Origin of the sequence: Rhizobium sp. R339, from assembly GCF_002211395.1 — a bacterium.
In the GTDB taxonomy this organism is placed as follows: Bacteria; Pseudomonadota; Alphaproteobacteria; order Rhizobiales; family Rhizobiaceae; genus Rhizobium.
In genome coordinates, this window is the sequence record NZ_LOKV01000027.1 from 24,434 (window position 1) to 37,992 (window position 13,559).

The following is a 13,559-nucleotide window of genomic DNA, read 5'->3' on the forward strand; positions in this document are numbered from 1 at the left end:
GAATCGGAATGCTGGAACTGCGAAACGCCGCCAAGATGGTGGGGGCGGACTATCATATCTATCCGACCGATCTGGTCCTCGAGCGCGGCACGCTGAACGTCCTGCTCGGGCCGACGCTGTCGGGCAAGACGTCGCTGATGCGGCTGATGGCGGGGCTCGACCGTCCGACCGCCGGCTCCGTCCATTTCGACGGCGCCGACGTCACCGGCATGCCGGTGCAGAAGCGCAATGTCGCCATGGTCTACCAGCAGTTCATCAATTACCCGGCGCTGACCGTCTATGAGAACATCGCCTCGCCGATGCGCATCTCGGGGAAGGATGCCGCCACGATAGACCGCGACGTGCGCAAGGCCGCCGAGCTTCTGAAGCTCACGCCCTATCTCGACCGCACGCCGCTCCATCTCTCCGGCGGCCAGCAGCAGCGCACGGCACTTGCGCGCGCCCTCGTCAAGAACGCCAGCCTGGTGCTGATGGACGAGCCGCTCGCCAATCTCGATTACAAGCTGCGAGAGGAACTGCGTGAGGAACTCCCGAAGATCTTCGCTCAGTCCGGTGCGATCTTCGTCTATGCGACCACCGAACCTTCCGAGGCGCTGCTGCTCGGCGGCAATACGGCAACCTTGAACCAAGGTCGGGTCACCCAGTTCGGGCCGACGATCGACGTCTACCGGCGCCCCGTCGATCTCGACAGCGCCGGCATCTTCGCCGATCCGCCGCTGAACACGCTCGACGTCACCAAAGCGGGCAATGTCTTCACGCGTCAGGGCGGAGCAGCACTTCCGGTTCCCCCGCATCTGGCCGCCGTGCCGGACGGGCCGGTTACTGTGGCGTTTCACCCGCATCATCTCGGCTTCAAGCCGCAGACCGGTGACGCCGCCCGCCTGCAGGCGCGCACGCTGGTTTCCGAGATCACCGGTTCGGAGAGCTTCGTTCACCTGGAATATGACGGCGTGCGCTGGGTCATGCTGGCGCACGGCATTCACGACATCGATCCCGACATGGAGATCGAGGCCTTCCTCGACACCCGCCACCTCTTGGCCTTCGGCTCCGATGGCCGCGCCATCGCCACGGTCGGCCACGCTGCCGCTGCAGCGGCAAAGGCATAGGAGAGCACAATGGCACGCATTACGCTCGACCATATCCGCCACGCCTACGGAGCCAATCCGCAGACGGAGAAGGATTATTCGCTGAAGGAAGTCGACCACGAATGGAACGACGGCGGCGCCTATGCGCTGCTCGGTCCGTCCGGCTGCGGCAAGACCACGCTGCTCAACATCATCTCGGGTCTGCTGCAGCCCTCGCATGGCCGCATCTTGTTCGACGGCAAGGATGTGACGAACCTTTCGACGCAAAGCCGCAACATCGCCCAGGTCTTCCAGTTTCCCGTCATCTACGACACGATGACCGTTTACGACAATCTGGCCTTTCCCCTGCGCAACCGCGGCGTGGCCGAGGCCGATGTCGACCGGCGCGTGCGCGACATTCTCGAAATGATCGACCTTGCCGGCTGGGCCAAACGCAAGGCGCAGGGGCTGACCGCCGACCAGAAGCAGAAGATCTCGCTCGGCCGCGGGCTGGTGCGCAACGACGTCAACGCCATCCTGTTCGACGAGCCGCTGACCGTCATCGATCCGCACATGAAATGGGTGCTGCGCTCGCAGCTGAAACGGCTGCACAAGCAGTTCGGTTTCACCATGGTCTATGTCACCCACGACCAGACCGAGGCGCTGACTTTCGCCGAGAAGGTCGTTGTCATGTATGACGGCCAGATCGTTCAGATCGGCACGCCGGCCGAGCTCTTCGAGCGGCCGAGCCACACCTTCGTCGGCTATTTCATCGGTTCGCCCGGTATGAACGTCATGCCGGCCCACGTCGACGGCAGCGCCGTCAAGGTCGGGGACGAGGTGCTGACGCTCGATTACGCGCCGAAGACCGCCGGCTCGGTCAAAACCGAGCTCGGTATCCGCCCCGAATTCATCCGTCTCGGACGCGAGGGTATGCCGGTCACGATCAGCAAGGTCGAAGACATCGGCCGGCAGAAGATCGTGCGAGCCCGTTTCGCCGGCCAGCCGCTCGCGATCGTTGTGCCCGAAGATGCCGATATCCCCGCGGATGCCCGCGTCACCTTCGATCCGTCCGCCATCAGCATCTACGCCGACAGCTGGCGTGTCGGCAGGGAGGCCTGAGCCATGCAGAAGACTTGGAACAACAAAGCCTGGTTTCTGGTGTTGCCGGTGCTGCTGCTCGTCGCCTTTTCGGCTGTCATCCCGCTGATGACCGTCGTCAACTATTCGGTCCAGGATACATTCGGTAACAACGAATTCTTCTGGGCCGGCACCGACTGGTTCATCCAGACGCTGCATTCCGACCGCTTCTGGGAAGCGCTGCAGCGCAACCTGCTGTTCTCCTTCATCATCCTGGCGTTGGAAATTCCGCTCGGGATCTTCATTGCGCTCAACATGCCGAAATCAGGGCCGGGCGTTCCCGTCTGCCTAGTGCTGATGGCGCTGCCGCTGCTCATCCCGTGGAATGTCGTCGGCACGATCTGGCAGGTTTTCGGGCGCGTCGATATCGGCCTGCTCGGCCATACCCTCGAAGCGATCGGCCTCGACTACAACTATGTCCGCGATCCGATCGACGCCTGGGTCACCGTCATCGTCATGGACGTCTGGCACTGGACGAGCCTCGTCGTGCTGCTCTGCTATGCCGGCCTCGTCTCAATCCCCGATGCCTATTATCAGGCGGCCAAGATCGACGGCGCCTCGCGTTGGTCCGTCTTCCGCTATATCCAGCTGCCGAAGATGAAGCGGGTGCTGCTGATCGCCGTGCTGCTGCGTTTCATGGACAGTTTCATGATCTATACCGAGCCCTTCGTCGTCACCGGCGGCGGCCCCGGCAACTCGACGACCTTCCTCTCCATCGACCTTGTGAAAATGGCGGTCGGCCAGTTCGATCTCGGCCCGGCAGCGGCAATGTCGATCATCTATTTCCTCATCATCCTGCTGCTCTCCTGGGTGTTCTACACCGTGATGACCAGCAGCGACGCGAGCTAAGGGGGAGGGCAATCATGACCAATAAATTCAAACCTGCAGGCAGCCTCTCCTGGCTCGTCCCGACGATCTATATCATCTTCCTGATCCTGCCGATCTACTGGCTCGTCAATATGAGCTTCAAGGAGAACGCCGAGATCACCGGCGCCTTCTCGCTCTGGCCGACGAACCCGACGCTGCGCAACTACACGGTCATCTTCACCGATCCGTCCTGGTATAACGGCTACATCAACTCGATCATCTACGTGGTGATGAACACGGTGATTTCGGTGGCTGCGGCGCTGCCGGCGGCTTACGCCTTCTCGCGCTACCGCTTCCTCGGCGACAAGCATCTGTTCTTCTGGCTGCTGACCAACCGCATGGCGCCGCCGGCGGTCTTCGCGCTGCCCTTCTTCCAGCTCTATTCGGCCTTCGGCCTGATCGACACCCATATCGCCGTGGCGCTTGCCCACTGCCTGTTCAACGTGCCGCTCGCCGTCTGGATCCTCGAAGGTTTCATGTCCGGCGTGCCGAAGGAGATCGACGAGACCGCCTATATCGACGGTTATTCCTTCCCGCGCTTCTTCATCAGGATCTTCATTCCGCTGATCGCAAGCGGCGTCGGCGTGGCGGCATTCTTTTGCTTCATGTTTTCCTGGGTCGAACTGCTGCTTGCCCGCACGCTGACGACGACGGCGGCAAAGCCGATCTCGGCGATCATGACGCGAACGGTTTCGGCCTCCGGCATGGACTGGGGCGTGCTGGCGGCGGCCGGCGTGCTCACCATCATTCCGGGCGCGCTCGTCATCTATTTCGTCCGCAACTACATCGCCAAGGGCTTCGCGCTCGGGCGCGTTTGAGGAGGAGACGGTCATGAATTTTTCCTGGATGGCCTGGACGCTGCCGACGGCGCTGTTCTTCCTGACGATCCTGGCGCTTCTGGTCGCCATGAGCGTCTGGGAATATTTTTCGCCGGGCGGCTCGCCGCGCACGGGTGTGCTGCGCTTCGAGACCACGCGCGGCGACCGGCTCTTCGTTTCGCTGCTGGGCAGCGCTTTCATTCATCTTGCATGGCTTGGGCTCGCTGGGCCCAACCTGTGGTGGGCTCTTGCCATCTCCGTGGTCTACGCCATCGGCGTGTTCCGCTACGTGTGACGGCAAAGTGAAGACAGATGGCCGGGGGTCCTTGGCCGCCTGAGTATGTGACTGCAATCGCAAACCCTGGGAGGATATTATGCGACGGCACTTATTGACGACGACAGCAGGTCTGCTGCTGGCAATGACCGCATCGGCCTATGCCGGCATGGACGAGGCGAAGACCTTCCTCGACAAGGAAGTCGGCGATCTCTCGACGCTTCCCCGCGCTGACCAGGAAAAGGAAATGCAGTGGTTCGTCGATGCAGCGAAACCCTTCGCCGGCATGGACATCAAGGTCGTTTCCGAAACGATCGCGACACACGAATATGAATCCAAGGTGCTGGCCCCGGCCTTCACCGCCATCACCGGCATCAAGATCACCCACGACCTGATCGGCGAAGGCGACGTCGTCGAAAAGCTGCAGACGCAGATGCAGTCGGGCGAAAACATCTATGACGCCTATATCAACGACTCGGACCTGATCGGCACCCATTGGCGCTATCAGCAGGCCCGCTCGCTGACCGACTGGATGGCCAACGAAGGCAAGGATGTCACCAATCCCGGTCTCGACATTGACGACTTCATCGGCAAGTCCTTCACCACGGCGCCTGACGGCAAGCTCTACCAGCTGCCCGACCAGCAGTTCGCGAACCTCTACTGGTTCCGCTACGACTGGTTCAACGACGAGAAGAACAAGGCCGACTTCAAGGCGAAGTACGGTTACGATCTCGGCGTGCCGGTCAACTGGTCTGCCTATGAGGATATTGCCGAGTTCTTCACCGGCCGCGAGATCGACGGCAAGAAGGTCTATGGCCACATGGACTACGGCAAAAAGGACCCGTCGCTCGGCTGGCGCTTTACCGACGCCTGGCTGTCGATGGCCGGCAACGGCGATAAGGGCATCCCGAACGGCAAGCCGGTCGACGAATGGGGTATCAAGGTCGACGAGAACTCCCGTCCTGTTGGTTCGTGCGTCGCACGCGGCGGCGATACCAACGGCCCGGCCGCAGTCTACTCCATCCAGAAATATCTGGACTGGATGAAGGCCTATGCGCCGGCAGCCGCCCAGGGCATGACCTTCTCCGAATCCGGCCCGGTCCCGTCTCAGGGTGAAGTCGCCCAGCAGATGTTCACCTATACGGCCTTCACCGCCGATTTCGTCAAGGAAGGCCTGCCGGTCGTCAATGCCGACGGTACGCCCAAATGGCGTTTCGCACCGAGCCCGCACGGCGTCTACTGGAAGGACGGCATGAAGCTCGGCTATCAGGACGCCGGTTCCTGGACGCTGATGAAGTCCACGCCCGACGATCGCGCCAAGGCGGCCTGGCTCTATGCCCAGTTCGTCACCTCCAAGACTGTCGACGTGAAGAAGAGCCATGTCGGCTTGACTTTCATCCGCCAGTCCACGCTTGATCATAAGTCCTTCACCGACCGCGCGCCGAAGCTCGGCGGCCTCGTCGAATTCTACCGTTCGCCGGCCCGCCTGCAGTGGTCGCCGACCGGTACGAACGTTCCCGACTATCCGAAGCTGGCACAGCTTTGGTGGCAGGCGATCGGCGACGCCTCTTCCGGCGCGAAGACGGCGCAGGAAGCGATGGACTCGCTGTGCTCCGAGCAGGAAAAGGTGCTCCAGCGCCTGGAACGGGCGAAGGTCCAGGGCGATATCGGCCCGAAACTCGCCGAAGAGCATGATCTCGCTTATTGGAACGCGGATGCGGTGAAGAAGGGCAACCTTGCGCCGCAGCTGAAGATCGAGAACGAGAAGGAAAAGCCGCTTACCGTCAACTACGACGAACTCGTCAAGAGCTGGCAGAAGTAAGGCGGACCCGGCCGGAAGCGACGAGGCTTCCGGCCATCACTTCCCGCCACCGGCTGCAGGCCGGTGGCACCCCACAATCTTTCTCATGAGATGTCCGCGTCTTGCCGTTTCCGGCAGGCGGAGCGGTTTCGCGTGAGCCGGAGACGGATATGAGCGGCTATATTCTTTCGATCGACCAGGGCACGACATCTTCGCGCGCCATCATCTTCGATGGCGACATGAAAATGGCCGGCTCGGCGCAGGCGGAGATCACCCAATATTATCCGCAGCCCGGCTGGGTGGAGCACGACGCCGCCGAAATCTGGCAGTCCGTCATCGATACCGTGCGCGGGGCAATCGCCGATGCCGGCTTGAACGCCGCCGCAATCGCCGCGATCGGCATCACCAATCAGCGCGAGACGGCAGTCGTCTGGGACCGCCGCTCCGGAACACCGCTTCATCGCGCGATCGTCTGGCAGGACAGGCGTACGGCCGAAATGTGCGATAGCCTGAAGGCCGACGGATATGAAAAACTGTTCAGCGCCAAGACCGGCCTGCTGCTCGACCCCTATTTCTCCGGAACGAAGTTGCGCTGGCTGCTCGATAATGTCGATGGCCTGCGCGAGAAGGCGGAGGCGGGCGAAGTCTGTTTCGGCACGATCGACAGCTGGCTGATCTACAAGCTGACTGATGGTCGCGTGCATGCCACCGATGCGACCAATGCGTCGCGGACGCTGCTCTACAATATCGATGATGGCGCATGGGACGAGGAGCTTCTCGGCATTCTCGGCATCCCCGCGGTCATGCTTCCCGAGGTGAGGGAATGCGCCGATGATTTCGGCCGGGTCGACGAGGCGCTGTTCGGCGCTGCCCTCCCGATCCTCGGTGTGGCCGGAGACCAGCAGGCGGCGGCCGTGGGCAATGCCTGCTTCGAGCCCGGCATGATGAAATCCACCTACGGCACCGGCTGTTTTGCGCTGCTCAATACCGGCAGGGACCGTGTTTCCTCTTCCAACCGGATGCTGACGACGATCGCCTGCCGGCTCGACGGCGAGACGACCTATGCGCTCGAAGGCTCGATCTTCATCGCCGGTGCCGCCGTGCAATGGCTGCGCGACGGTCTCGGCATCATCAATCAGGCCTCCGAAGCCGGGATTCTGGCGACCAAGGCCGATCCCGGGCAGCAGGTCTATATCGTTCCTGCCTTCACCGGCCTCGGCGCGCCCTATTGGGATCCGGCCGCGCGCGGCGCGATCTTCGGCCTGACGCGAAACAGCGGCCCGGCGGAATTTGCCCGCGCCGTGCTCGAATCCGTCGCCTACCAGACGCTCGACCTGCTGGTGGCGATGAAAAAGGACTGGGGCGCCAACCAGCTGGAAACGGTGCTGCGCGTCGATGGCGGCATGGCGGCTTCGGATTGGACGATGCAGTGCCTGGCCGACATTACGGGAAATCCCGTCGACCGCTCGGCGATCCGCGAGACGACGGCGCTCGGCGCCGCCTGGCTTGCCGGATCGAAAGCCGGCATCTGGCCCGGCAAGCGCGAATTTGCCAAGGCCTGGGCTTGCGACCGCCGCTTCAGCCCCGCGATGGAAGAGACCGAGCGGCAGGGGAAGATCATCGGCTGGAAGAATGCCGTATCGCGCATGATCTCGGACGCCTCGGCCGGCTGACGCATTCCCTGTATGTGGCTCGCTTTACGCGCGGCCGGCGGCTTTCCTGTTGATGAAGCTGAGCGCGAGAACCGCGAAGATCAGCGTGCCCGTGCCGACCTGCTGCCAGTAGAAATTCAGATCGGTCAGCAGCAGCCCGTTGGCGACGATGCTGAGCAGCAGGACACCAAGCACGGTGCCGCCGACATTCGGCCGCCCGAGCGGGCTGAGCGTCGTGCCGATGAAAGTGGCGCCGATGGCATTCAGCAGGAAGGCATTGCCGGAGGACGGGATATAGACGGTGACTGTCGCCGTCAGGATCAGCCCGGCGACGGCTGCGATCAAGCCGACGATGATGAAGGTCACGGCGATATGGGCGGATGTTCCAATGCCGGAATAGCGCACGACCGCCGGCTGAATGCCGATCGAGAGAATGACGCGGCCGAAGCGGGTGCGGGCAAAGACGACCGCTGCGGCTGCGATGATCGCGATGGCGGCCGCAAGCGGCACGGGGAAGCCGGCGATCGTGCCATGGCCGAGAAAACGGAAAGCCTCGGGCACGCCGCTCGGCGGTAGGTAGACTGGATTGCCGCCATTGGTCAGCAATTGCTGGACGCTGCGGCCGATGAACAGCGTGCCGAGCGTGGCAAGGAACGGCGACACACCGATCCCTGATATCAGCAGCGCGTTGAAGGCGCCGACGAGCGCCCCGGCCGCCAATCCGGCAAAGGCGGCAACTGCCACCGGCTGTCCGGCAAGCACGAGGGAGACGAAGGCGAAGCTCGCAAAATCCATCGCCGTTCCCACAGAGAGATCGATGCCGCCCGACGAGACGGCGAAGGTCATGGCGATGGAGACGATGGCGAGCAGCGTGAAATTGTTGACCAGGATGCTCTGGAGGTTCGCTGGCGTCAGGAATGTCGGCGTTGCCGCCGAGAAGATCGCGGACACCGCCACGAGCGCGAGGATCAGCCCGTAGCGCAGTGCGCCGGCGCCGATCAGGTGGGGCAGGTTGGCGGCGGCGGGCGTCGAAGTCTGGAGCGACATGATCAGGCCTCCTGCCGGCGCAACAGCGTGGTCGCGGAGACCACGATCAGAATGAGCACGCCCTGGACGCCGCTGACCAGCGTGCTCGAAATATTGAGCAGCTGGAAGCCATTGGTCAGGAAGCCGACCAGCAGGGCCGAGAGGAATGTGCCGGTGACCGTCGGAACCAGCCGGCGTGAAAAGACCGAGCCGAGCAGGGCGATCACGACGACTGGCAACAGCATCTCGCCGGAGCCGGTCGTGCTGCCGCTCAGATAGGAGACGGACAGGATGCCGGCGATGCCGCCGGATATGCCGCTGGCGACGAAGGCACCAGCGAGCAGCCGGCGAAGCGGCAGGCCGGCGGCGCGCGCCGCATCCGGGAATTCGCCGACGGCATAAAGACGTAGGCCGAGCGGCGTATATTGAATGATCGCCGTAGCGATTGCCGTGAAGCCGATGAGCACATAGGCGAGCACCGGCAGGCCGAAGGGATCGGAGCCCGAAAGCGCCGAGAGGAACGGCGTGGAGGCCGGCAGGACGGTATTCTGGGTCAGCACCAGTTCCAGCCCGGCGACGACGTTCATCACCGCAAGCGTGGCAAGAAGCGGCACGATGCCGGCATAGACGACGGCAACGGCATTGACCGTGCCGATCAGCGCTCCGGTCAGGATTGAGGCAGTGATGGCCGTCGCGTCGCCGTAGCCGAGCTGTGTCAGGCTGGCATAGACGGCGGCGCTGAGGCCCATATTGGCCGCCAGCGACAGGTCGATGCCGCCGGTGACGACATTGGAGCCGCCGGCAACCAGAACGACCGTCAGCCCGATGGCCAGCACGCCCGATATGGCGGATTGGCCGAGCACGTTGCCGATATTGCCGACGCTCAAGAAATAGGGCGCGGTGAGCGAGAAGATGATCAGAATGGCCGCAAAAGCGATCAAGGATCCGAAGCGCAAGACGCCAGCGGCGATGTTGCCGGCCGGCTGGGACGGCGGTTCTATCGCCGAAAACCCGGCAGGTGCGAATTCCACTTCAGCCGACATGGCGCTTGCCCTCTAACGATCCGGTCGATTCCGCCAGCACGGCATCCGCCGTGGTCTCAGACGATATGAATTCCCGCGCCACGCGGCCGCGGAAGAGCACGAGGATGCGATCGGTGATGCCGACGAGTTCGGGCAGGTCCGAGGACAGCACGATGACGGCCGCACCCCGCGCCGCAAGCTCGCCGATCAGCCTATAGATTTCGACCTTGGAGCCGATATCGACACCGACCGTCGGCTCGTCGAGGAGATAGATCTCGGAGTGGCGGCTCAGCCACTTGGCGATGGCCACCTTCTGCTGGTTGCCGCCCGAGAGCGTCCGCAGAAGCGCATTCCGGCCGCTGGTCTTCACCTGCAGCCGGGTGATCAGGGCATCGATTTCGCGCCGCTCGCGCTTGCGATCGAGAAAGCCGAAACGCGTGAACCGGGCGAGGCTGGAAAGGCTGGTATTTTCCGCAACGCTGAGGTCGAGCGCGATGCCATGGCGGCGCCGATCCTCCGGCACCAGCGCGATCTCGTGGCCAGCCGCCTGCTTTGGATTGGTGAAACGGGCAGCTTTGCCATTGATCTCGATGCGGCCGGACGCCGACCTCTCGAGCCCGAAGAGGGTACGCACCAGCTCCTTGGCGCCGGAGCCGAGTAGGCCGGTGAGTCCGAGCACTTCGCCGCGGCGCAGCGAGAAGCTGACGTCGGTGTATTTCCCCGGCGACGACAATTGCTCGACCTTGAGGATTTCCTCACCTGATGTGACCTGCGGCTTCGGAAACATCTCCTTGATATCGCGCTCGACCATCAGCCGGGCGATCGCGGAAGCCGAGGTCTCTCCGATAGGCACGGAAGCGACGGTGAGCCCGTTGCGCAGCACGGTGACGTGATCGCAGAGCTCCTCGATTTCGTTGAGATAATGCGAGATGTAGATGATGGTCACGCCTTCATCGCGCAGGCGGCGGATCAGCCGGAACAGGATATCGGCCTCGCGCGCCACCAGCGCGGCCGTCGGCTCGTCGAAGACCAGAACCTTCGGCTGGTTGAGGAGGGCGCGGGTGATCTGCACGATCTGCTTTTCGGCGGTCGACAATTCGCCGATCAGGGCGGTGTTCGGCAGGCGGAGGCCGAAATAATCGTTGAGAATATTGGAGGCGCGGCGCTGCATCAGCCGCCGGTCGAGAAAGGGCGTGCCCGATATGCGCGGTTCCCGCCCGAGGAACAGGGCCTCGCCGGCGGTGAAGGTCGGCACCAGCAGCCGGTCCTGGTGAATGAAGTGGATGCCCAGCTCTTCGGCGAGATGCGGCGTCAGCCTGTCGAATGTCCGCCCTTCGATCTCGATCCGGCCGTCATCCGGCTGGTGAAGACCGGCAAGCAGCTTGATCAGCGTCGATTTGCCGGCACCGTTCTGGCCGACAAGACCGTGGATCGTGCCGCGCTTGACGAACAGCGACGCGCCGGCCAGCGCCTGCGCGCCGCCGAAGCGCTTGACGATGCCTTCGAAGCGGATGATGTCGTCGCGCGCCCTTGCCGGCGGCGTCAGCGAAATGGCCGTCATAGGATCTCTCCGGTCGTCATGCCCCGGGCGATCCGGCCACGCCGGATTGCCCGTCGGCGAGCGTCAGCCGATGCCCAGCTTCTTGGTGACTTCGCCGACATTGGCCTTGTTGGCGAGGAGCGCCGGCACGTAGGTCTCGCGCGGCAGCGTCTGTCCGGAGAGGAGCCTCGCGACGTTGCGGATGGCGGTCCGGCCGATTTCCGCCGGCTGCTGCGCCACATCGGCACCGGCGGGCGAATTCGGATCGGCGACAAGCTGCAGCACTTCAGGGCTGCCATCGACGCCGTAGGTGCGGATTTCTGTCCGCCCCGCTGCCGTCAGCGCCTGTGTTGCGCCAAGCTGGGGAATATCCCAGGCCGACCAGATCGCCTTGATCGACCCCTTTTCCGGATACTTGTTCAGGATCGCCGTGATCTGGGTGAAGGCGTCCTGCACGGTGTTGGGGATGACGTCGCGCAGTTCCGGCTGGAGGATTTTCACCTTCGGGAAATATTTGACGACATTGACCAGCTGGTCGTAGCGGATGGCGCAGGGGGTGACGCCATAGAAACCGTTGAAGACGACGATATTGCCTTCGCCGCCGATATCCGAGACGAGCTGCAGCGCGAGATCCTTGCCGATGCCCCAATTGTCCGACGTGGTGTTGTTGATCGAATTGGTCGAGCCGACATCGACGGTCAGGACCGGAATGCCGGCATCGCGCGCCTTCTTCAGCCAGGGATCGATGACGCTCAGCGTGCCGAGGATTTGAACGATCGCATCCGGCTTCTGGGCGATCAAGGTCTGCAGCTGCGAGACCAGCTTGCCGTCATTGCGTCCGGCGTCCACGGCGATCGGCTCGCCGCCGAGACGCTTCACCTCTTCGATCTGGGCATTATAGGCCTGCAGGTCGAAGAAGTGATCGGTGCCGGTCGCGCTGATGGCGATGCGCTTGGCTTTCAGCGACAATTCTTCTTCGGCTGCCAAAACAGGCTTCCGGCCGATCAGCGAGGCGCCGGCGACGGCGACCCCAGCCGCAGCGGACAATTTCAGCAGATCCCGTCTTCCAAGGCCGCTTTCGGATTTTTCGATGCTCATAACCACTCTCTCCAAATGACTTATATCTATAAATTAGGTGGACTACTGAAAATGAGGAGAAATGGATTTCCAAAAAGATAAGCTTCGAGGAAAAGACTGGACGGAGCGAAAACGCATTCCTGGCTGCCGGTTTCCCGGCAGCTCCGCCGCACGTCAGGAGATTGCCTATTCGGCTTGCGTGGCGGCGGCCATGATATTTGCTGCGGGGAGCGACGGCCGGTCGCTCCTCGCAGAGAGTGCCATTACGTTTTCTGGCGCGGCGAGCGCGCCATCAGCCGGGCATAGGCGATGGCAGAGAGCATGTTGACGTGGTTGGCCTTGCCGGTGCCGGCTATGTCGAAGGCGGTGCCGTGATCGACCGAGACGCGGTCGATCGGCAGCCCGAGCGAGACGTTGACCGCCGTCTCGAAGGCGACGAGCTTGATCGGGATGTGGCCCTGGTCGTGATACTGGGCGATGACGAGGTCGAAGGCGCCGTTATAGGCGCGGGCGAACACCGTATCGGCCGAGATCGGCCCGACGACGTCGATGCCCTTGGCCTGCGCCTGCTCGACGGCGGGCGCCAGGAATTCCGTGTCTTCGGTGCCGAACAGGCCGTTTTCGCCGCAATGGGGGTTAAGGCCGGCCACGGCGATGCGAGCCTTCTTGCCGAGGCGCAGGAAATGTTTGTGCCCGGCTTCGATGGTCGCCAGCACCCGCTCCGTCTTGGCGCGTTCGATCGCGCCCTTCAGCGAGATATGGGTCGAGACATGGATGGTGTTCAGCCGTTCGGAGGCAAGCAGCATGAAGGAGCTCTTCGAGCCTGTGAGATGCGCGAGAAGCCCGGTATGGCCGTCATGGTGATGGCCGGCAAGGTTCATCGCTTCCTTGTTGATCGGCGCGGTGACGATGACATCGGCTTTCCCAGACATGGCGAGATCGACGGCGCGGGTGATATAGCGCACCGACGCGTCGCCCGCGACCGGGCTGACCTTGCCGATCTCGGGGAGGGCCGCGCCGAGCGGAACTTCGTCGACGGCGATCCTGCCATCGCCGGCGGCGTCGGCAAGCGCAAATTTCAGGCCCGTGCCGCTGACGCGGTCGGCCCGCTCCAGCGCTTCCACATTGCCGACAACGACGAAATCGCCGCGTTCTTCGTTCGGAAGGGCAGCCAAGGCCTTGACGATCACTTCGGGGCCGACGCCAGCGGGATCACCGAGCGTCACGGCGACTTTTGCATTCCTGTCCATCATCAAAGTCCTTCTGAAAACCGTGTCG

Annotated in this window: 12 protein-coding genes; 7 read left to right on the forward strand and 5 right to left on the reverse strand. The window is 63.0% G+C overall.

Features of this window, described 5'->3' with window-relative positions; genetic code table 11:
- Positions 1–8 precede the first annotated feature (8 nt).
- The 7 genes from ATY76_RS28890 (at position 9) to glpK (ending at position 7,637) form a co-directional block, all read left to right on the forward strand.
- On the forward strand, positions 9–1,106 hold the full coding sequence (locus ATY76_RS28890) for an ABC transporter ATP-binding protein (RefSeq protein ID WP_088678082.1): 1,098 nt from the start codon (positions 9–11) through the stop codon (positions 1,104–1,106).
- A gap of 9 nt (positions 1,107–1,115) precedes the next feature.
- Positions 1,116–2,186, forward strand: coding sequence for an ABC transporter ATP-binding protein (locus tag ATY76_RS28895; protein WP_088678083.1), 1,071 nt, complete (start codon positions 1,116–1,118; stop codon positions 2,184–2,186).
- A gap of 3 nt (positions 2,187–2,189) precedes the next feature.
- The gene (locus ATY76_RS28900; RefSeq protein ID WP_088678084.1) at positions 2,190–3,053 is read left to right on the forward strand and encodes a sugar ABC transporter permease; all 864 of its coding nucleotides are present in this window, start codon (positions 2,190–2,192) and stop codon (positions 3,051–3,053) included.
- A gap of 14 nt (positions 3,054–3,067) precedes the next feature.
- A complete protein-coding gene (locus ATY76_RS28905) occupies positions 3,068–3,889 on the forward strand; it encodes a carbohydrate ABC transporter permease (RefSeq protein WP_010027958.1) in 822 nt (273 codons plus the stop codon).
- Between the two features lie 13 nt (positions 3,890–3,902).
- Entirely contained in the window at positions 3,903–4,184 is a 282-nt protein-coding gene (locus ATY76_RS28910; protein ID WP_088678085.1) for a DUF2160 domain-containing protein, read from the forward strand.
- 79 nt (positions 4,185–4,263) lie between these two features.
- Positions 4,264–5,985 carry an ABC transporter substrate-binding protein gene (locus ATY76_RS28915; RefSeq protein WP_088678086.1) on the forward strand — a complete coding sequence of 574 codons (1,722 nt, stop codon included), beginning with the start codon at positions 4,264–4,266 and terminating at the stop codon, positions 5,983–5,985.
- Positions 5,986–6,134: 149 nt separating this feature from the next.
- Complete coding sequence (gene glpK / locus ATY76_RS28920; protein WP_088678087.1) at positions 6,135–7,637, forward strand: glycerol kinase GlpK; 1,503 nt, start codon at positions 6,135–6,137, stop codon at positions 7,635–7,637.
- A gap of 24 nt (positions 7,638–7,661) precedes the next feature.
- Here glpK and ATY76_RS28925 read toward each other — a convergent pair whose 3' ends face one another.
- From ATY76_RS28925 to pdxA, 5 genes are all read right to left on the reverse strand, one after another.
- A complete protein-coding gene (locus ATY76_RS28925) occupies positions 7,662–8,663 on the reverse strand; it encodes an ABC transporter permease (protein ID WP_088678088.1) in 1,002 nt (333 codons plus the stop codon).
- Between the two features lie 2 nt (positions 8,664–8,665).
- The gene (locus ATY76_RS28930) at positions 8,666–9,685 is read right to left on the reverse strand and encodes an ABC transporter permease (protein WP_088678089.1); all 1,020 of its coding nucleotides are present in this window, start codon (positions 9,683–9,685) and stop codon (positions 8,666–8,668) included.
- Complete coding sequence (locus tag ATY76_RS28935) at positions 9,675–11,225, reverse strand: sugar ABC transporter ATP-binding protein (RefSeq protein WP_088678090.1); 1,551 nt, start codon at positions 11,223–11,225, stop codon at positions 9,675–9,677. Before ATY76_RS28935 ends, ATY76_RS28930 begins: the two co-directional genes overlap by 11 nt.
- A gap of 63 nt (positions 11,226–11,288) precedes the next feature.
- Positions 11,289–12,302, reverse strand: coding sequence for a sugar ABC transporter substrate-binding protein (locus ATY76_RS28940; RefSeq protein ID WP_088678091.1), 1,014 nt, complete (start codon positions 12,300–12,302; stop codon positions 11,289–11,291).
- Positions 12,303–12,544: 242 nt separating this feature from the next.
- Positions 12,545–13,531 (reverse strand): 4-hydroxythreonine-4-phosphate dehydrogenase PdxA, encoded by a 987-nt coding sequence (gene pdxA / locus ATY76_RS28945; protein ID WP_088678331.1) that lies wholly within the window; start codon positions 13,529–13,531, stop codon positions 12,545–12,547.
- Positions 13,532–13,559 lie beyond the last annotated feature (28 nt).